The organism is Streptomyces sp. NPDC055632, assembly GCF_053618675.1.
The window spans coordinates 84744-101074 of record NZ_JBSHHY010000001.1 but is presented as its reverse complement, the minus strand read 5'-3'; the positions used below and the strand labels follow the sequence as shown (position 1 = coordinate 101074).

Below are 16331 nucleotides of genomic sequence, written 5' to 3'. Positions count from 1 at the left end.
ACTTCCGTCCGGTTCCAGTCGGAAAACCCCACCGGGGGCCGGGTTGTTCACGGTCGGGCCCACCAGTGCGTATTACCCTTCGTTGGTCTTCGCTTGACCTTGTCTTGGTGAAGCGTGATGCCGGTGGGACTCCGGGGAGGGATGTGCCATGCCCGGCCACGGGCCGTCCCGGCCCGTCCCGTTCGTCCGCGCGACCACCGGCCCGCCCCCCGCACCTCGGATCCCATGAGGGGAGATCCGCATGCCGCCCTCCTTGCCCCGCCTCCGGGAACTTCCCCGTCTACGGCAGGACTTCGCAGCCTCCCTCGTCGTCTTCCTCGTCGCACTGCCGCTCTGCATCGGCGTGGCCGTCGCCTCCGGCGTGCCCGCCGAACTCGGCCTGATCACCGGCATCGTCGGCGGAATCGTCACCGGCCTCATGAGAGGCAGCAGCCTCCAGGTCTCCGGGCCCGCCGCCGGCCTCACCGTCCTCGTGTTCGAGGCGGTCCGCACCTTCGGCCTCGCCGCGCTCGGCGTCATCGTGCTCCTCGCCGGACTGCTCCAGATCCTCATGGGCCTGCTGAGATGGGGCCGCTGGTTCCGGGCCATCTCCCTCTCGGTCGTCGAGGGCATGCTCGCCGGCATCGGCCTCGTCATCGTGGCCGGCCAGCTCTACGCCGCGGCCGGGCTCGACGCCCCCGACTCCGGTCTCGCCCGGCTCGCCGGACTGCCGGCCGCCCTGGTGGGCGCGCTGACCGCCACCGCCAACCTGATCCCGCTCGCCGTCGCCGCCGGCACGGTCCTCGTGATCGTGGGCTGGCGACACCTGCCCCCGAGGGCGCGGGCCGTGCCCGGCGCGCTCGTCGCGGTCCTCCTCGCGGGCCTCGCCACCGCCCTCCTCGACCTGCCGGTCGCCACCGTGAAGGTGGGCGGCGTCCTGGACGCGGTGCGCGTGCCCGGCGCGGACGCCTTCGCCGGCCTGGCCGACGTCGCCCTGCTCGGCACCGTCCTCGCCTTCGCGCTGATCGCCTCCGCCGAGTCGCTGTTCAGCGCGGCGGCCGTGGACCGGCTGCACGACGGCCCCCGCACCGACTACGACCGGGAACTGCTCGCCCAGGGGGTCGGCAACACGGTCTGCGGCGCGCTCGGCGCCCTGCCCATGACCGCGGTGATCGTGCGCAGCTCGGCCAACGTCCAGGCGGGGGCCAGGACCAAGGCCTCCCGGGTGCTCCACGGCGTGTGGCTGCTGCTCTTCGCGGCCCTGCTGCCCGCCACCCTGGAGTACGTGCCGCTCGCCGCGCTCGCCGGGATCCTCGTCCACGCCGGCTGGAAGCTGATCCCCTTCAAGGGACTGGCCGCGCTGTGGCGCGGCCATCGGGGCGAGGCGCTCGTCCTCGTCGTGACGGCCCTGGCGATCGTCACGGTCAACATGTTCGAGGGGGTCCTGATCGGACTCGTCCTCTCCGTCGCCAAGGCGGCCTGGGACGCCTCCCACCTCCGGGTCGAGCGGACCGACGACGGCCACGGGCCGGTGCGCGTCAGCCTGTCGGGGAACGTCACCTTCCTGCGGCTGCCGAAGATACTCGACACGCTGGAGGACCTGCCGAGGGACCGCCCGGTCGAACTCGACCTCTCCGGGCTCCAGCACCTCGACCACGCCTGCCGCGCCGCCCTGGAGACCTGGGCCGAACGCCACTCCGCCGCCGGCCCCGACTCCGTACGGCTGCACGGTCCGCCGGAACACGTGCCCGGACCGTCGAAGGAGGACGAACCCGCGCGGACGGGTTCCTGACCCACGGTCACCGGACGGCCCGTGAAAGGACGTCGGGGATGAGGACGCCGGTCCGGGGTACCCGATGAGCGTCCAACCCACTAAGGGAGGAATCATGGGTCTGGGAGCTTTCATCATTCTGATCGCGGTGGGGGCCATTCTCACGTTCGCGTCGGACTGGCAGATGGAGGGGGTCAATCTCGACCTGGTCGGCCTGATCCTCATGGCCGTCGGCATCATCGGAACGGCGGCCTACGTCAGCGTGCTGCGCCGCCGCCGGATGATCGTCCCTCCGGTCGCCCCCACGGTCACCGAGGACGACCGTCGGGACCTCCTCTGAACAAACGTTCCGTCATCATCCCCGCGAGGGGTGTGCGAGAGGGGTGACCACGCTTCGGGCGTGGTCACCCCTCTCGTCCTTCCGTCCGCCGTCCCGCGCGTCCGGGCGGGTCCGCCGCTCACCTGTCCACCGTCACCGCCGCGTGGATGGTCTTGCCGTCCGGCCGGGCGTCCACGGTGACCTCCCGGCACAGGCGCAGCACGATCGGCCAGCCGAAGCCGCCGGGGCGCAGCTCGTCGTGGAGGTCGTGGCGCGGTGCCTCCCCGCTGGCGTCCGCCACGGACACGGTCACGCGGTCGGGGCCGACGGCTATGCCGAAGTCGGTGACCCCGCCCCCGTGCCGGTGCGCGTTCGTGACCAGCTCCGACGTGACGAGCAGCAGGTCGTCGATCTGGTCCGGCGGCAGGGGGCCGAGGGCCGCGAGCGTGTGGCAGACCAGCTGCCGCGCCTGCGCGGGCGTACCGATCGGCGACGGCCCGTACGCTCCGGCGCCGGGGCGGGCCGTCGGGGCCGCCGGCGTACGGGACCGGGTGTCGCTCCGGGTGTTCATCGCAGGTCCCTTTCTTCCTGGTTCATCAACACGTGATGTAATTCGCCTGCCCGTTCGCACAGAAGTGATGCCCGCCACTCCGGGCGGAGCCGACGGCCCTTTTCGGGGAGTGCGTTCGGAAAGCGGGGGTACGAGAACCGGAACTGCTGAACGGACCGTGAGAAAGAGGAGGTTGTCGCGTGCGGACCGAGACGGCCGAGGCGATGGCGACGTACGTGACCAGCGGTACATGTGAGGACCTGCCCGTCCTGGAGGCTCCCCACGAGGTCGCGCCACAGGACGCCCGCAACCTGACGAAGGTGTTCCTCCGCGAGCTGGCGGAGCGGGAGGAGGGCACCGAGGCGTACCAGTACGTCCGGAACACCCTGATCGAGATCAACATGTCGCTCGTGCGGTACGCGGCGGGGCGGTTCCGCGCGCGGGCCGACGAGATGGAGGACATCGTCCAGGTCGGCATGATCGGCCTGATCAAGGCGATCGACCGCTTCGACCTCTCGCGCGAGGTGGAGTTCGCCACCTTCGCGGTGCCGTACATCGTGGGCGAGATCAAGCGCTTCTTCCGCGACACCACCTGGGCGGTGCACGTCCCCCGCCGGCTCCAGGAGGCGCGGGTGGAGCTGGCGAAGGCGACCGACGAGCTGAGTTCGCGGCTCGGCCGGGCCCCCCGGGTCGCGGAGCTGGCGATGCTGATGGGACTTCCCGAGGAGGAGGTGGTCGAGGCCCAGATCGCCTCGAACGGCTACAACTCGACCTCGCTGGACGCCGCGATCAACGGCGGCGACGAGGAGGACGAGGCGGCCCTGGCCGACTTCATCGGCGGGGAGGACCCGGCGCTCGAACTCTTCGAGGACTTCCACACCCTCGCCCCGCTCGTGGTGGCCCTCGACGAGCGCGACCGGCTGCTGCTCCACCTCCGCTTCGTGGAGGAGCTGACGCAGGCGCAGATCGGCGAGCGGCTCGGCGTCTCCCAGATGCACGTCTCGCGGCTCCTGGCCCGCAGCCTCAACCGGCTGCGCGAGGGCATGTTCGGGCGGCCGAGCGCCGGGTGAGCGTCCGGCGCACGTCGACGGACGGGCCCGCACTCCGATTCCCCCGGAGTGCGGGCCCGTCCGTGTCCGTTCGCCCGGGAACTAGGGACGCGCGGCGATGAAGGAGGGGCGCCGGACCGGGGCGGCGAAGGGCGCCTCCGGCAGGTTCTCCACGCTGTTGAAGACCAGGAACACGTTGCTGCGGGGGTACGGGGTGATGTTGTCGCCCGACCCGTGCAGCGCGTTGCAGTCGAACCAGGTGGCCGAGCCGGCGGGCCCCGTGAAGTGCCGGATGCCGCAGGCCTCGGCGAAGGTGGTGAGCGCCTCGTCCGAGGGCGTCCCCGCGTCCTGCATCCGGAGCGACTTCTTGTAGTTGTCCCGGGGGGTCTCCCCGGCACAGCCCAGGAAGGTGCGGTGCGAACCCGGCATGATCATCAGACTGCCGTTGGTGGTGTGGTTCGGCGTGAGCGCGATCGACACCGAGACCGTCCGCATCTGCGGCAGGCCGTCCTCCGCGTGCCAGGTCTCGAAGTCGGAGTGCCAGTAGAAGCCGCTGGCGCCGAAGCCCGGCTTCACGTTGACCCGCGACTGGTGCACGTACACGTCGGAGCCGAGGATCTGGCGGGCGCGGCCGACGACCCGCGGGTCCTCGGCGAGCCGGCCGAAGACCTCGCTGATCCGGTGCACCTCGAAGACGGAGCGGATCTCCTGGGAGCCGGGCTCGACGATCGCCCGCTCGTCCGCCCGGACGGCGGGGTCGGCGACGAGCCGATCCAGCTCCGCCCGGAGCGCGTCGACCTCGTCCGGGGTGACGAGTTCGTCCACCGTGACGAACCCGTCGCGGTCGTAGTCCTCCAGTTCGCGCGCCCAGAAGGGGCCGGGCGTACCGGGCTCGGACCACACGACGGGGTCCTTGCGGCCGATCAGCTCCTCCTCGGGGCCGCGGGTGGGGTAGAGGTCGACGGGGCGGGTGGGTGCGGAGGCCATGAGGCGGTGTGCCTTCCTTTCGTGCGTCTCGTACGGGTGCGTGCGGGGTGTCTCCGGCGGTGCGGGGCCCGCCGCGTCAGGCGGCGTCGTCCGCGGCGCCGGCGTCGGTCGGCCCGGGCTCGGTGAGCAGGGGGTAGACACCGTTCTCGTCGTGGTCCTCGCGCCCGGTGACGGGCGGGTTGAAGACGCACAGGCAGCGGAAGTCCCGCTTGACCTTGAGGGTGTGGCGCTCGTGCCCGTCGAGCAGGTACATCGTCCCGGGCACGATGGTGTGGGTGAGGCCCGTCTCGTGGTCGGTGAGTTCGGCCTCGCCGGCCGTGCAGACGACGGCCTCGACGTGGTGCGCGTACCACATGGAGGTCTCGGTCCCGGCGTACAGCACCGTCTCGTGGAGGGAGAAGCCGACCCGCTCGCGGGCCAGGACGATGCGCTTGCTCTCCCAGGTGCCCGAGGCGGCCCTCACGTGCCGCTCGGTGTTCTCCAGCTCGTCGAAGGAACGGACGATCATGTTTTCCTCTCGCGGTGTCGCGGTGTCGCGGACGGGGTCGGTCGCTGTCGGACGGGTCAGGCGGCGTGGCGGACGGAACGGGCCAGGATGCCGAGGCCCTCGTCGAGCTCGTCGTCCGTCGCGGTCAGCGGCGGGAGCAGCTTGACCACCTCGCCGTGCGGTCCGGAGGTCTCCAGGAGCAGGCCGATCTCGAAGGCCCGCCGGCACACGGCGTCGGCGCGCTCCCCGTCGGCGAACTCCAGGCCCCACACGAGGCCGCGTCCGCGCACCGCGATGCCCGACCGCTCGTCGTCCCCGCACAGGTCGAGCAGGGCGCGCTCCACCCGGTCGGCCCGGCCCAGGGTGCGCTCGCGCAGGGCGCCGTCGCGCCAGTACGCGTCGAGGGCGGCGGTGGCGGTGACGAAGGCGGGGTTGTTGCCGCGGAAGGTGCCGTTGTGCTCGCCGGGCTCCCACACGTCGAGCTCCGGGCGGAACAGGCAGAGGGCCATGGGCAGGCCGTAGCCGCTGATGGACTTGGACAGGGTGACGATGTCGGGCGTGATGCCCGCCTCTTCGAAGGAGAAGAAGTCACCGGTGCGCCCGCAGCCCATCTGGACGTCGTCCACGATCAGGAGCATGTCGTGCCGGCGGCAGAGGTCCGCGAGGGCGCGCAGCCACTCGGCGCGGGCGACGTTGATCCCGCCCTCGCCCTGGACGGTCTCGACGATGACGGCCGCCGGGTGGTCGAGGCCGGAGCCCGGGTCCTCCAGGAGCCGCTCGAACCAGAGGAAGTCGGGGACCTGTCCGTCGAAGTAGTGGTCGAAGGGCATCCGGGTGGCGTTGGGCAGCGTCACGCCCGCCCCGGCGCGCTTGGCGGAGTTGCCGGTGACGGCGAGCGAGCCGAGCGACATCCCGTGGAAGGCGTTGGTGAAGGAGACGACGGTCTCCCGCCCGGTGACCTTGCGGGCGAGCTTCAGGGCCGCCTCCACCGCGTTGGTGCCGGTGGGGCCGGGGAACATCACCTTGTAGGGCAGGGCGCGGGGCTCCAGGACCGTCGAGCGGAAGGTCTCCAGGAAGTCGCGTTTGGCGGTCGTCGACATGTCGAGGCCGTGGGTGATGCCGTCGTCGGCGAGGTAGTCGAGGAGGGCGCGCTTGAGGACGGGGTTGTTGTGCCCGTAGTTCAGCGAGCCGGCTCCGGCGAAGAAGTCGAGGTACGGCCGCCCCTGCTCGTCGTACAGCCTGCTGCCGGAGGCGCGCTCGAAGACGACGGGCCAGGCGCGGCAGTAGCTGCGGACCTCCGATTCGACGGTCTCGAAGACGGAGGAAGGGGCGAGGTCGGTCAGGGTCACGGAGTCTCTTCTCCCAGGTGTGGTTCGGGGTGCGGGTGGATGCGTGCGGGAACGGCCGGCGGACGGCTCAGGAGGCCGGGAGGTCCAGGGGGCCGATGCGGTACAGCACTTCGGCCTCGTGCCCCGAGGTGGGGAACGAGGCGGCCGGGAAGAGGACCTCTCGCGTCAGCTCCGCGCCGTGACGGCGCGCGTAGGACCGGAACATCCGGTCGGACGCCAGGTTTCCCGGCGTGACGGTCGCCTCCACGCGGTCGAGTCCCCGCTCGGCCGCCACTCGGGCGGACAGAGCGTCGAGCAGGGTCCCGGCTACCCCGCTTCCGCGGTGCGAATCCTCCACGGCGACCTGCCAGACGAAGAGCGTGCCCGGCGCTTCGGGCCGCAGGTATCCGGTGACGAAGCCCACCGGGCGTCCGGAGGCGTCACGGGCGACGGCGGTCGTGTCGGCGAAGTCGCGGCACCACAGCAGGTAGCTGTACGGCGAGTTGAGGTCCAGCTCTCCCGAGCCGCGGGCGATCCGCCAGAGGTGGGCGCCGTCCTCGATCTCGGCCGGGCCGACGGAGACGCCGGTCCGGGCTGTCGCGGGGGCAGTGGTCTGAGCAGTGGTCATGGGCGCCGAAGGTACCCAGAGGATCTCGGAACTTCCTGGGCCTGAGGGGTTGTTCAGGCTGGTGGAACATGATAGGTGCAGTCGGCACCTTGATGAGGGGAATCCCTCTTTCCCGCTACGGCGAATCGCCTCAGAAGCGGACAAAATGCCCGTTTATAACGGATCGGTAACGGCTTCGGAGTGAGGGATTCGCTCCTTCAAAAAGCGTGAGAACATTCCGAGTTTCGCGTTTGGGGCCGCCGGGAGCGGTCATGTGTATGGGTCACCCCGTGCCGCGCCTTCGTCGGCCCGCGGCACGGGGTGACCCGGTCGGACTACCAGATCGCCTCGACCCACTCCGGGTGGTCGACGAACGGGTTCCGGTTGCCCTGGTAGGTGCCGAAGATGATGTCGTTGCGGCGCTTCTCGAAGGCGCTCGGCGGGTCCAGCTCGTTCCACTGCTTCAGGACCGAGAGGCGGCCGTGGTACGGGACGCTGCCGTTGGAGGTCGACTCGTTGGGCTCCAGGTCCGCCCAGGAGTCGCCGCCCTCGTAGCGGACGGCCATGTAGAGGAGCATCCGCGCCACGTCGCCCTTGTCCGCGTCGCGCGGCTCGAAGGAGTTGCTGTCCGTGTAGCTGCCGGGCGCGCCGCCGACCGGGCTGCCGCCGTTGTCGAAGTCCTTGTTGCCGCGGGTGCTGTTGACCTGGACGTCCGCCGCGCGCAGGTGGTGCAGGTCGGTGCCGGGGCCGGCCGAGGTGCCGAAGTTGCCGTGGGACTGGGCCCAGGTGTGCTCGCGGTTCCAGTTGCCCACCGCGCCGCCGTTGAGGGACTTGCTGCGCGAGATCCCGCTGTAGAGCAGGACCACGTTGTTGGAGTTGTTCGGGTCCTGGTCGACGGTCTTCAGCGCGTTCCAGACCGCGTCGTACGAGATCTTGCTCTGGCTGCTGATGATGGTGTGCAGCGAGGACTTGAGGGCCGGACCGGTCTTGCCGACCGCGTCCTTGTAGTACGTGCTGTCGTACGGGGAGGTCGTGGCGTTCGCGGGAGCCGCGGTGACCGCGGGGAGGGTGAGGGTGACGAGGACGGCGGCTATGGAAGCCGCCCAGGCCTTCCGACGGCGGGGCTGTGCGACGGACATGGGGGGTGCCCTTTCCCGGTGGGGGTACGCGCCGGAGCACGGCACCGGCTCAAGGGCACCGCGCTCTACGCGTGTTGACTTCTTGTCAGCCGGGAGCGTGGCACGGGGGAGCGGCCCGCCGTGTAACCGGGAGGAGGCGTTTCCGTGACGTTCTCGCATACACGGGCACCAGGGGTCCGCGCGCCCGTCCGGGACCTCCTCAGACGCCCCGGACGTCCACCGGCAACCCCTTCGGCTCCTTGATCCGCTTCATGATGATCTGGGAGTTGACCTCGGTGACCCCGGCCAGCGTCGTCAGCCGCTCGATCCACAGCCGCTCGTACGCCGCCAGGTCCGCCACCGCGATCCGCAGCAGGCAGCCGGGACTCCCGAAGAGCCGGTACGCCTCGATCACGTCCGGCACGTCCCGCAGCGCCTCCTCGAAGGCCTCCACCGTCTCCCGGTCCCGCCGCACCTCCACCGAGACGAGCACCTCGAAGCCCCGCCCCACCGCCTCCGGGTCGATGATCGCCCGGTAGCCCCGGATCACCCCGTCCTGCTCCAGCTGGCGCACCCGCCGCAGACAGGGGGAGGGGCTGAGCCCCACCCGCTGGGCCAGCTCCTGGTTGCTCAGCCGGCCGTCGTTCTGGAGCTCGCGCAAGATATGGAGATCGATTCGGTCCATGGCGCAATCTTCTCCCACGAAGAAACATTTCGGCGGCTTATTCGGCAATCGCCTTGCGCGCCGTTTGTCCTATCCTTGCGGGCTCAGGGGCCTCGGGAGAGGCCTTCTGCGGGCCCTTCCAGCACGGGCCCTTCCCTGGGGTCCCCGCCACGGTGCGGAGCCCCCTTTCGTCGGTACGGAGTCGAGGACAGCAGCCATGAAGCGGACGCACGACGGGGAAGCGCGCCGGATCGTCGTCATCAGCACCGGCGGAACGATCGCCAGCCGCTGGCAGGGCACCGGCTACGCGGCCGACGCCTCGGGCAGCGACGTCCTGGCCACCGCCCCCCTCCCCGAGGACGTCACCGTCGAGGTCGTCGACCTCTTCAACGTCAACAGCTCCCGCATGACCGCGGCCCACCAGCTCGCCCTCCTGCGCACCGTCCACGAGACGTTCGCCGACCCCGGCGTCGACGGCATCGTGATCACCCACGGCACCGACACCCTGGAGGAGACGGCCTTCCTCCTGGACCTGCACCACACCGACGCCCGCCCGGTCGTCCTCACCGGCGCCCAGCGCCCCTTCGGCACCGGCGACGGCGACGGCCCCGGCAACCTCTACGACGCGCTCCAGGTCGCGTCCACCGTCCGCGACCTCGGCGTCCTCGTCGTCTTCGACGGGCGCGTCCACGCGGCGCGCGGCACCGTCAAGTACCGGACCCTGGACGCCGACGCCTTCTCCGACCCGTCGGCCGAGCGCCTCGGCCGAGTCGGGTTCTCCCGCGTCGACATCGAACGGCAGCCCGAGCGCCCGGCCCCGCTGCCCCTCCCCGCCGCCGCGCACACGGCCGCGCCCGGCGCCACCGCCCCGCTGCCCCGCGTCGACATCGTGACGCACCACTCCGACGGCGACCCGCTCCTCCTGAACGCGGCCGTCGCCGCCGGCGCCCGGGGCATCGTCCTCGTCGCCACCGGCGCGGGCAACGCCACCCCGGAGATCGCCGCCGCCGTCGCGGAAGCGGTCGCCCGAGGAGTCCTCGTCGCCGTCACCACCCGCGTCCCGGCCGGACCGCTCGCCGAGATCTACACCGGCGGCGGCGCCGTCGACCTCGTCGCCGCGGGAGCCCTCCTCACCGGCACCCTCCGGGCCGGCCAGGCCAGGATCGCCGTCCTCGCCGCGCTCCTCGCCGAGGAGGGCGGCGCGAGCGACCCGGCCCGCGCCACCGCGCTCCTGCGCCGCCTCCTCGACGGCCCGGTCCGCGCCGAACCGGCCCTCGCCACCCGCGCCTGACCGGCGCCCCCCGAGGACCCCGGCTCGCGGACGGACCCCCCAGCCCGTCCGCGAGCCGGAATCGACCCGCCGCGTCCGTCAGCCCAGCCGCAGGGTCACGAACGGAACGGTGTCCCCGGGCAGGACGTACCGCTCCACCTCCACGAAGCCCCGCGCCAGGGCGAACCGCAGCCCCTCCTCGTTGGAGGCCAGGACCACCGTCTCCACGCCCTCGCCGCCCAGCGTCCGCGCGTGCGCGAGCCCCCGCTCGTACAGCGCGGTCCCGAAGCCCCGCCCCCGGAAGCCGGGCAGCGTCCGGGCGATGACGGTCGCCGCCGCCGTCTCCCCGTCCGGCGGGCGCACCGTCGAGCAGCCCACCGCCGCGTCCCCGAGGTAGGCCACGTCCAGCCGGTTCCGGCCCGCGCGCTCCCGCACCTCGTCGAGCGAGAGGACGGCCGTGGGGGTGATCGTGTTGTGGACGGCGCGCCAGTCCGCGAGCCGCGCCCCGCTCAGCGCTCGTTCGACGTGGAGATCGTTCATCCGGGCAGCCAACCGCCTCCCGCCCGGCCGGTCAACCGCTTTCCGGGCCCGCCCGGAGGCGTCCGGGAGGGCGCGTCCGTACGGGTGAGGGCGAGGGGACCGCGGCAGCACCGCCCGCCGAACGGGTACGGATCGCTGCACTGTCCCCCCACGGTCGGATCCCCGCACCGCCCCGCTCAGGAGGAACGCCGTCCCATGCCCGTCCGCAAGGGCACCCCCGCGCTGCTGAGCGCCGGCACGCTGTGTGCCGCCCTGCTGCTCACCGGCTGCGGCAGCCCCGCCGCCCCGCCCGCCCCCGCCCCCACTCCCACGACCGCGCCGGCCGACGAGACCCGCCCGCGCCCGGGCTCACCCGGCAAGGCCACCGCCTCCGCCCCGGTCCCCGAGACCCGGCTCCCCGGCGTCGGCCCCGTCACCCACGCCTCCGTCCCCGACGCCACCTCCCAGGCCCTCGTGGTCACCGGCGCCTCCGCCGACTCCACCAGGTCCACCGCGACGCTCTACTCCCGCGACCCGGTCGGCGGCTGGAAGCCCCAGGCCGGACCCTGGCCCACCCACAACGCGTTCCGGGGCTGGACCGCCGACCACACCGCGGGCGACCTGCGCACCCCCATCGGGGTCTTCCGGCTCGGCGACGCGGGCGGACGGCTGCCCGACCCCGGCACCCTCCTGCCGTACGACCAGGACGAGCAGTTCGCGATCAGCGGCACCGGCTTCGTCGGCGAACCCCTCGAAGGCTCCTTCGACCACGTCATCGCCATCGACTACAACCGGGTCCCCGGCCGCAGCCCGCTCGACAAGGAGCGCCCCCTCGGCGCCGAGAAGGGCGGCGGCGTCTGGATCCACGTCGACCACGCCGGCCCCACCCAGGCCTGCGTCACCCTGGAGCGCGAGGAGCTGCGCGAGCTGCTCCGCGCCCTCGACCCGGCCCGGGAACCGGTCGTCGTCATGGGCCCGGCCGCCGAACTGGCCCGCTGACGAAGCCCGTCCACGCGCACACGCCACGGGGCGCCCGGCTCTCCGCCGGGCGCCCCGTGGCGTGTTCTTCGGTTGCTCAGCTCCCGCCGGACGCGACCGCCCCGCGGAACGACGCCGTGTGGCTGCGGACCTGGTCCGGCGACAGGTACGCGTCGGTGTACTCGAAGTCCTTCAGCGTCCCCGCCTTCGAGGCCAGGAACCCGGTCCGCACGTAGTCGTCCCCGGCCAGGGCGTTGAGCACCCAGTTCGTCATCACCCGGGTCTTCGCCACGTTGGTCCGCAGCGCGCCCCAGTGGTAGGCGCGGGCCACGGCCTGCGCCGGCATCCCGTGCAGCTCCACGCCGAGCGGCCGGGAGACCCCGTCCATCCCGCCGAGGTCCACCACGAGCCCCAGGTCCTTGTGCCGGTACGGGTGGAGCGGCTCGCCGCGCAGGGTCGAGACCAGGTTGTCGGCGACCGCCTTGCCCTGCCGCATCGCGTGCTGGGCCGTCGGCGGGCAGACCGCCCCCTCCTCGCCCTTGGCGAGGTCGGGCACCGCCGCCGCGTCCCCGAGCGCCCACACCCCGTCGAGCCCCGGTACCGCCATCTCGGGCGTGACGACGGCGCGGCCCTTGAGGGTCTCCGTGCCGAGCGTGCCGATCAGGGGGCTCGCGACCACGCCGGCCGTCCAGATGAGGGTCCGGCTCGGCAGCACGCGCCCGTCGGTGAGCGTCACCGTCTTCTCGTCCACCGAGGCCACCGAGACGCCGAGCGACACCTCGATGCCGCGCCGGGTCAGGATGTCCGTCGCGGCCTTCCCCAGCTTCTCGCCCAGCTCGGGCATGAGCCTCGGCGCGATGTCCACCAGGTGCCACTTGATGAGGTCCGGGTCGAGCCGCGGATAGCGCTTGACCGCGTTGTGGGTGAGCAGTTGGAGGCAGGCCGCCGTCTCCGTCCCGGCGTAACCGCCGCCGACGACCACGAACTGCAGCCGGGCCGCCCGCTCCGCCTCGTCGTTGCTCGCGTCCGCCAGGTCGAGCTGGGCGATGACGTGGTCGCGGACGTACACCGCCTCCGCGAGCGTCTTCATCCCGCGCGCGTACTCGGTGAGCCCCGGGATGTCGAAGGTCCGGGTCACGCTGCCGGGCGCGAGCACGAGATGGTCGTACGGCTCGTTCACGTACTCCCCGGAGATCGTCCGCACCACGCAGACCTTCGCCGCCGTGTCGATGCCGACCACCCCGCCGGGGACGATCCGGGTCCGGTGCCGTTCGCTCCGCCGCAGCGACAGGGCGACCGACTGCGGGGTCAGCACCCCCGCCGCCACCTGGGGGAGCAGTGGCAGATAGAGCTGGTACGAGAACGGCGAAAGGAGCGTGATGACCGCCTCCCGCTCCGCCAGCCGCCGTTCGAGCCTCCGTACGCAGGCCACTCCGGCGAAGCCGGCGCCCACCACGAGAATCCTCGGTCGCGTCACGCTGTCCGCCCTTCCGTATGAGCGTGCAAGGAGCCATTGGCTGCGGCCGGGTACGGCCGCATGGCAACTTTTTGCCGACTACCCCTTGTTTACCCTTTTTATCGTCATTGCTGATGGATCGCTCTTCGGCGGTGTCCGTCCCGGTCCCGAGGGGCCCGGCACCGCCGGTTGCGCCCTCTGCTACCCCCTCACGGCCGTTCCCACCGCCCCGTCGCACGTCCGGAACCCCGAAAGGCCGCAGCACCGCCGCCGCTTCAGAGGACCGCGATCCCCAGCGGACGCGACCCCGCCGCCAGCCGGCGGGTGTCGCCCGAGGCGAGGTCCACGACCGTCAGTCCGTCCCAGTACCCGTCCCGGGTGAACCCGCCGGACACGTAGGCCGTGCGCCCGTCCCGGGACACGGCCACGCTCTCGTGCGCCCCCTCCAGCGGATACACCCGCTCCTTCCCGTCCGGGGCGCGCACCGTCAGGGACGGCCCCCGGTCCGCATCCGGGTCGATCGGCCCGGTGCCCACGGCGAGGAGCGTCCCGTCGGCCGTCACGGCGACCCCGTGCTGGTGCGTGTTCGCGGTCATCGGCTCGATCTCCGTCCGGCCGGTCCGGGGATCGACCACGGCGAGCCGCTCGCCCTCGAACGGCAGGAGCAGCCTCCCGTCCGAGGGCCGCACCGCCGCGTAGTGCGGCTTGAGCCAGGAACCGAGCCCGCCCTCCGTGCCGTACGGGGCGACCTCCACCCGCCGGGGCTCCAGCGTCCCCGCCGCGACGACCGTGACGTCGAAGGAGTCGTGGTTCGTCGCGTACACCTCGGCGCCGTCCCGCGACACGTCCACGTCGAACGGGCGCCGACCGACCGGCACCGCGTCCGTGACCCGCAGCGCCGCCGTGTCGATCACCTCCAGGGCGCCGTTCCCGCCGGGCACGTTGACCCCCACGTACGCCCGGCGCCCGTCCGGCGCGAGCGCGACGCCCATGCCGCCGCCCCGGTACTCGCCCGTGGTCACGGGCCCGGTGTCCGTCCGGTACGGGATCAGGGCGAGCCGCTTCCGGGCCGCGGTGTCCACGGCCGCCACCCCCTCGGCGGTCGCCACCCACGCGCGCCCGTCGGCGCCGAGCGCCACGCCGTACGGCGCGGTCCCCACCTCCACGGACCCGGTGGCCCCCCGTACGGGGTCGACGAAGGTGACGGTGTCGGAGCCGAAGTCGGTGACGAGCAGGGTGCCGGGGGAGGGCGGCGCGGTGGCCGCCGGACCGGGGGCCGGGGAGCCGGCGGCGGGGGAGGACGGGCCACCGGACGCCGCCGGGCCCGCCGGGGGCGCGCCCCCGGAGCCCTGGGCGCATCCCGTGAGCAGGACGGCGGCCACCGCGCCGGGCAGGAGCACCCGGGCGGCACGGGACGGACGGCGGGACTTCCCCATGACGGACTCCTCGGTACGGCGACCGCGCGGACGGCTCCCGGAGGCCCGTCCGACGGATCGTGGCCGAGGGGGAGAAGGGTCCGCGCCCTGCGTCGATCCTCCGCCCGTGCCCGCCCCCGCACGGTCCACCGGGCGTCCCGGCCCCGGTGCCGGAACGGACGACACCGGGGTCGGCCGAACGGATGATCCCGTCCCCGCCCCGGGGGGCCTTTCGGCGGTTACGGTGGCGCGATGACCGAGCTCTGGCAGGAGTCCTCCCCGGGCGTCCTGCGCCTGCCCTCCGGACGTCTGGTCCGCGGCCGGGGACTGCGCCACCCGCTGCCCGACGGCCCCGCCCCGACGTACGCCGTCCACCTCCTCGGCCGGACGCCTCCCGAGGTGCCCTGGGAGTCCACCTGGCTGCGCTGGCCGGACTTCCGGCTCCCCGCCGACCGGGACACGGCCCGTGCCGTCCTCGCCGAGCTCTGGGAACGCGCCGCCGGGGAGCGCGTCGAGGTCGCCTGCGGCGGCGGCCGGGGACGCACCGGCACGGCCCTCGCCGTCCTCGCCGTCCTCGCCGGGGTCCCGGCCGGGGAGGCGGTCGCGTACGTGCGCCGCCACTACGACCGGCACGCGGTCGAGACGCCCTGGCAGCGCCGCTACGTCCGTCGTTTCACCACGTGAGGAGGAGCCTCCGGCAGGGGCTCACGCCCTGACGCCGTCCAGGAGGCACAGCGCCCGCTCGGCGCACAGCGCCGCCGCCTCCGGGACGTGGGACGGGGTACCGGACTCCGCGAACAGGTGCGCGGTCCCGGGGTACAGGAAGAGCCGGCGGTCCGCCGCGCCCGCCACCAGCTCGCGCGCCGCCGCCAGGTCCCCCTCGCCGGCGAAGTAGGGATCGGCGTCCATCCCGTGCACCTGCACGGGCACGCCCTCCGGCCAGGCCGTGCCGAACGCGTCCACCGGCACACAGGCGCTGAACAGCAGGGCGCCGCGCGCCCCGGGCCGGGTCTGGGCCAGCTTCTGCGCGGGCAGCACGCCGAGCGAGAACCCGGCGTACACGAGGCCCTCCGGCAGGCCCTCGGCCGCTCGCCCGCCGCGCTCCACGAGCGTGCCGAAACCGATCTCCTGGGCGTGTCCGGCCCCGGCCTCCAGATCCTCGAACACGCGTCCCTCGTACAGGTCGGGCAGGTGGACCGTGTGCCCGGCGCGCCGCAGCCCGTCCGCGAAGGCGCGGACACCCTCCGTCAGCCCGAGCGCGTGGTGGAAGAGCAGAACCTCGGCCATGTCGTCATCCCCTGGTCGCCGTGCGCGGCCCGCCCCCTTGCGGCACGGACCGTCCCGGCAGGCAGCATGGCGCACGGCACTGACAACGCCCCGGGCCCGGGACTCCGGGCCCGCTAGGGCCTGTCCGGCGGATCAGGGTCGCGGCCTCGGCCATGATCCGCCGGACAGGCCCTAGCGCTGCGGCCGGTGCGCGACGACGGCGCCCGCCGCCTGGCCCACGACGCCCATGGGACCCGTGACGCCCATCGGGCCGCCCGGACCCATCGGAGCGCCGGCACCCATCGGAGCCCCGGCACCCATCGGGCCCATCGGACCGCCCGCGCCCGTCGGGGCACCGGCGTGCGGCGCGCCCGCGTGCGCGACGCCGCCCTGCTGCGGGGCGGGAGCGCCCTGCGGCGGAACCTGGATGACCCGGCTCAGGTCCCGCAGGACCTCCTCCGCGGTCTGGCGGACGTCACCGGGAACATCCCCCCGCTCCCGTATGAGCTCGGCATAGATCGGTGCCGTGCCGTCCGAGTGGTTCATGGGGCTCGCTTCCTTCGTCTGC

18 protein-coding genes are annotated in these 16331 nt (G+C 73.1%); 6 read left to right on the top strand and 12 right to left on the bottom strand.

All coding sequences use genetic code 11. From position 1 onward, the window contains the following. The first annotated feature begins 241 nt into the window (after positions 1-241). Together ACWGSR_RS00460 and ACWGSR_RS00455 are read left to right on the top strand one after the other, a co-directional pair. Positions 242-1771, top strand: a complete 1530-nt coding sequence (locus tag ACWGSR_RS00460) for a SulP family inorganic anion transporter (protein ID WP_376235366.1) — start codon at positions 242-244, stop codon at positions 1769-1771. A 94-nt stretch (positions 1772-1865) separates the two neighbouring features. Further along, positions 1866-2090: a DUF6458 family protein gene (locus ACWGSR_RS00455; RefSeq protein WP_351973659.1), complete on the top strand. Its 225-nt coding sequence runs from the start codon at positions 1866-1868 to the stop codon at positions 2088-2090. Positions 2091-2208: 118 nt separating this feature from the next. Here ACWGSR_RS00455 and ACWGSR_RS00450 read toward each other — a convergent pair whose 3' ends face one another. Then, entirely contained in the window at positions 2209-2640 is a 432-nt protein-coding gene (locus ACWGSR_RS00450) for an ATP-binding protein (RefSeq protein WP_376235370.1), read from the bottom strand. A 203-nt stretch (positions 2641-2843) separates the two neighbouring features. On the opposite strand from ACWGSR_RS00450, the gene ACWGSR_RS00445 reads away from it, so the two are divergent. Then, positions 2844-3689 carry an RNA polymerase sigma factor SigF gene (locus ACWGSR_RS00445; protein WP_376235393.1) on the top strand — a complete coding sequence of 282 codons (846 nt, stop codon included), beginning with the start codon at positions 2844-2846 and terminating at the stop codon, positions 3687-3689. Positions 3690-3770: 81 nt separating this feature from the next. Here ACWGSR_RS00445 and thpD read toward each other — a convergent pair whose 3' ends face one another. The 6 genes from thpD to ACWGSR_RS00415 all read right to left on the bottom strand — a co-directional run bounded on the left by thpD (position 3771) and on the right by ACWGSR_RS00415 (position 8880). Continuing rightward, a complete protein-coding gene (gene thpD, locus ACWGSR_RS00440) occupies positions 3771-4655 on the bottom strand; it encodes an ectoine hydroxylase (RefSeq protein WP_376235373.1) in 885 nt (294 codons plus the stop codon). A gap of 76 nt (positions 4656-4731) precedes the next feature. Then, positions 4732-5163, bottom strand: coding sequence for an ectoine synthase (locus ACWGSR_RS00435; protein WP_053640335.1), 432 nt, complete (start codon positions 5161-5163; stop codon positions 4732-4734). A 56-nt stretch (positions 5164-5219) separates the two neighbouring features. Continuing rightward, entirely contained in the window at positions 5220-6491 is a 1272-nt protein-coding gene (gene ectB, locus ACWGSR_RS00430) for a diaminobutyrate--2-oxoglutarate transaminase (RefSeq protein ID WP_453562677.1), read from the bottom strand. A 67-nt stretch (positions 6492-6558) separates the two neighbouring features. Beyond that, on the bottom strand, positions 6559-7098 hold the full coding sequence (gene ectA / locus ACWGSR_RS00425; RefSeq protein WP_376235376.1) for a diaminobutyrate acetyltransferase: 540 nt from the start codon (positions 7096-7098) through the stop codon (positions 6559-6561). A 314-nt stretch (positions 7099-7412) separates the two neighbouring features. Then, positions 7413-8216, bottom strand: coding sequence for an endonuclease I family protein (locus tag ACWGSR_RS00420; RefSeq protein WP_376235378.1), 804 nt, complete (start codon positions 8214-8216; stop codon positions 7413-7415). A gap of 199 nt (positions 8217-8415) precedes the next feature. Beyond that, a complete protein-coding gene (locus tag ACWGSR_RS00415; RefSeq protein ID WP_366378657.1) occupies positions 8416-8880 on the bottom strand; it encodes an Lrp/AsnC family transcriptional regulator in 465 nt (154 codons plus the stop codon). 196 nt (positions 8881-9076) lie between these two features. Here ACWGSR_RS00415 and ACWGSR_RS00410 point away from each other — a divergent pair, with 196 nt between their 5' ends. Beyond that, entirely contained in the window at positions 9077-10150 is a 1074-nt protein-coding gene (locus ACWGSR_RS00410) for an asparaginase (protein ID WP_453562675.1), read from the top strand. 78 nt (positions 10151-10228) lie between these two features. Here ACWGSR_RS00410 and ACWGSR_RS00405 read toward each other — a convergent pair whose 3' ends face one another. Then, a complete protein-coding gene (locus ACWGSR_RS00405) occupies positions 10229-10669 on the bottom strand; it encodes a GNAT family N-acetyltransferase (protein WP_453562673.1) in 441 nt (146 codons plus the stop codon). 195 nt (positions 10670-10864) lie between these two features. Here ACWGSR_RS00405 and ACWGSR_RS00400 point away from each other — a divergent pair, with 195 nt between their 5' ends. Continuing rightward, positions 10865-11647 carry a hypothetical protein gene (locus ACWGSR_RS00400; protein WP_453562671.1) on the top strand — a complete coding sequence of 261 codons (783 nt, stop codon included), beginning with the start codon at positions 10865-10867 and terminating at the stop codon, positions 11645-11647. A gap of 76 nt (positions 11648-11723) precedes the next feature. On the opposite strand, the gene ACWGSR_RS00395 is transcribed toward ACWGSR_RS00400, so the two are convergent. Further along, entirely contained in the window at positions 11724-13103 is a 1380-nt protein-coding gene (locus tag ACWGSR_RS00395; protein ID WP_376241463.1) for an NAD(P)/FAD-dependent oxidoreductase, read from the bottom strand. 254 nt (positions 13104-13357) lie between these two features. Next, positions 13358-14518 (bottom strand): YncE family protein, encoded by a 1161-nt coding sequence (locus ACWGSR_RS00390; RefSeq protein ID WP_453562669.1) that lies wholly within the window; start codon positions 14516-14518, stop codon positions 13358-13360. Between the two features lie 231 nt (positions 14519-14749). Here ACWGSR_RS00390 and ACWGSR_RS00385 point away from each other — a divergent pair, with 231 nt between their 5' ends. After that, a complete protein-coding gene (locus ACWGSR_RS00385) occupies positions 14750-15181 on the top strand; it encodes a protein-tyrosine phosphatase family protein (RefSeq protein WP_453562668.1) in 432 nt (143 codons plus the stop codon). Between the two features lie 21 nt (positions 15182-15202). Here the strand turns inward: ACWGSR_RS00385 and ACWGSR_RS00380 are convergent, their stop codons facing one another. Next, complete coding sequence (locus ACWGSR_RS00380) at positions 15203-15784, bottom strand: dienelactone hydrolase family protein (RefSeq protein WP_453562666.1); 582 nt, start codon at positions 15782-15784, stop codon at positions 15203-15205. Positions 15785-15955: 171 nt separating this feature from the next. After that, positions 15956-16309: a hypothetical protein gene (locus tag ACWGSR_RS00375; protein ID WP_453562664.1), complete on the bottom strand. Its 354-nt coding sequence runs from the start codon at positions 16307-16309 to the stop codon at positions 15956-15958. Positions 16310-16331: the final 22 nt, after the last annotated feature.

Excerpts from the sequence above, each read along its gene's own strand:
- ACWGSR_RS00405 (WP_453562673.1), bottom strand. The coding sequence starts at position 10,669 with ATGAACGATCTCCACGTCGAACGAGCGCTGAGCGGGGCGCGGCTCGCG.
- thpD (WP_376235373.1), bottom strand. The coding sequence starts at position 4,655 with ATGGCCTCCGCACCCACCCGCCCCGTCGACCTCTACCCCACCCGCGGC.
- ACWGSR_RS00410 (WP_453562675.1), top strand. The coding sequence starts at position 9,077 with ATGAAGCGGACGCACGACGGGGAAGCGCGCCGGATCGTCGTCATCAGC.
- ACWGSR_RS00415 (WP_366378657.1), bottom strand. The coding sequence starts at position 8,880 with ATGGACCGAATCGATCTCCATATCTTGCGCGAGCTCCAGAACGACGGC.
- ACWGSR_RS00400 (WP_453562671.1), top strand. The coding sequence starts at position 10,865 with ATGCCCGTCCGCAAGGGCACCCCCGCGCTGCTGAGCGCCGGCACGCTG.
- ACWGSR_RS00390 (WP_453562669.1), bottom strand. The coding sequence starts at position 14,518 with ATGGGGAAGTCCCGCCGTCCGTCCCGTGCCGCCCGGGTGCTCCTGCCC.
- ACWGSR_RS00380 (WP_453562666.1), bottom strand. The coding sequence starts at position 15,784 with ATGGCCGAGGTTCTGCTCTTCCACCACGCGCTCGGGCTGACGGAGGGT.
- ectA (WP_376235376.1), bottom strand. The coding sequence starts at position 7,098 with ATGACCACTGCTCAGACCACTGCCCCCGCGACAGCCCGGACCGGCGTC.
- ACWGSR_RS00375 (WP_453562664.1), bottom strand. The coding sequence starts at position 16,309 with ATGAACCACTCGGACGGCACGGCACCGATCTATGCCGAGCTCATACGG.
- ACWGSR_RS00460 (WP_376235366.1), top strand. The coding sequence starts at position 242 with ATGCCGCCCTCCTTGCCCCGCCTCCGGGAACTTCCCCGTCTACGGCAG.
- ACWGSR_RS00385 (WP_453562668.1), top strand. The coding sequence starts at position 14,750 with ATGACCGAGCTCTGGCAGGAGTCCTCCCCGGGCGTCCTGCGCCTGCCC.
- ACWGSR_RS00455 (WP_351973659.1), top strand. The coding sequence starts at position 1,866 with ATGGGTCTGGGAGCTTTCATCATTCTGATCGCGGTGGGGGCCATTCTC.
- ACWGSR_RS00435 (WP_053640335.1), bottom strand. The coding sequence starts at position 5,163 with ATGATCGTCCGTTCCTTCGACGAGCTGGAGAACACCGAGCGGCACGTG.
- ACWGSR_RS00445 (WP_376235393.1), top strand. The coding sequence starts at position 2,844 with ATGGCGACGTACGTGACCAGCGGTACATGTGAGGACCTGCCCGTCCTG.
- ACWGSR_RS00450 (WP_376235370.1), bottom strand. The coding sequence starts at position 2,640 with ATGAACACCCGGAGCGACACCCGGTCCCGTACGCCGGCGGCCCCGACG.
- ACWGSR_RS00420 (WP_376235378.1), bottom strand. The coding sequence starts at position 8,216 with ATGTCCGTCGCACAGCCCCGCCGTCGGAAGGCCTGGGCGGCTTCCATA.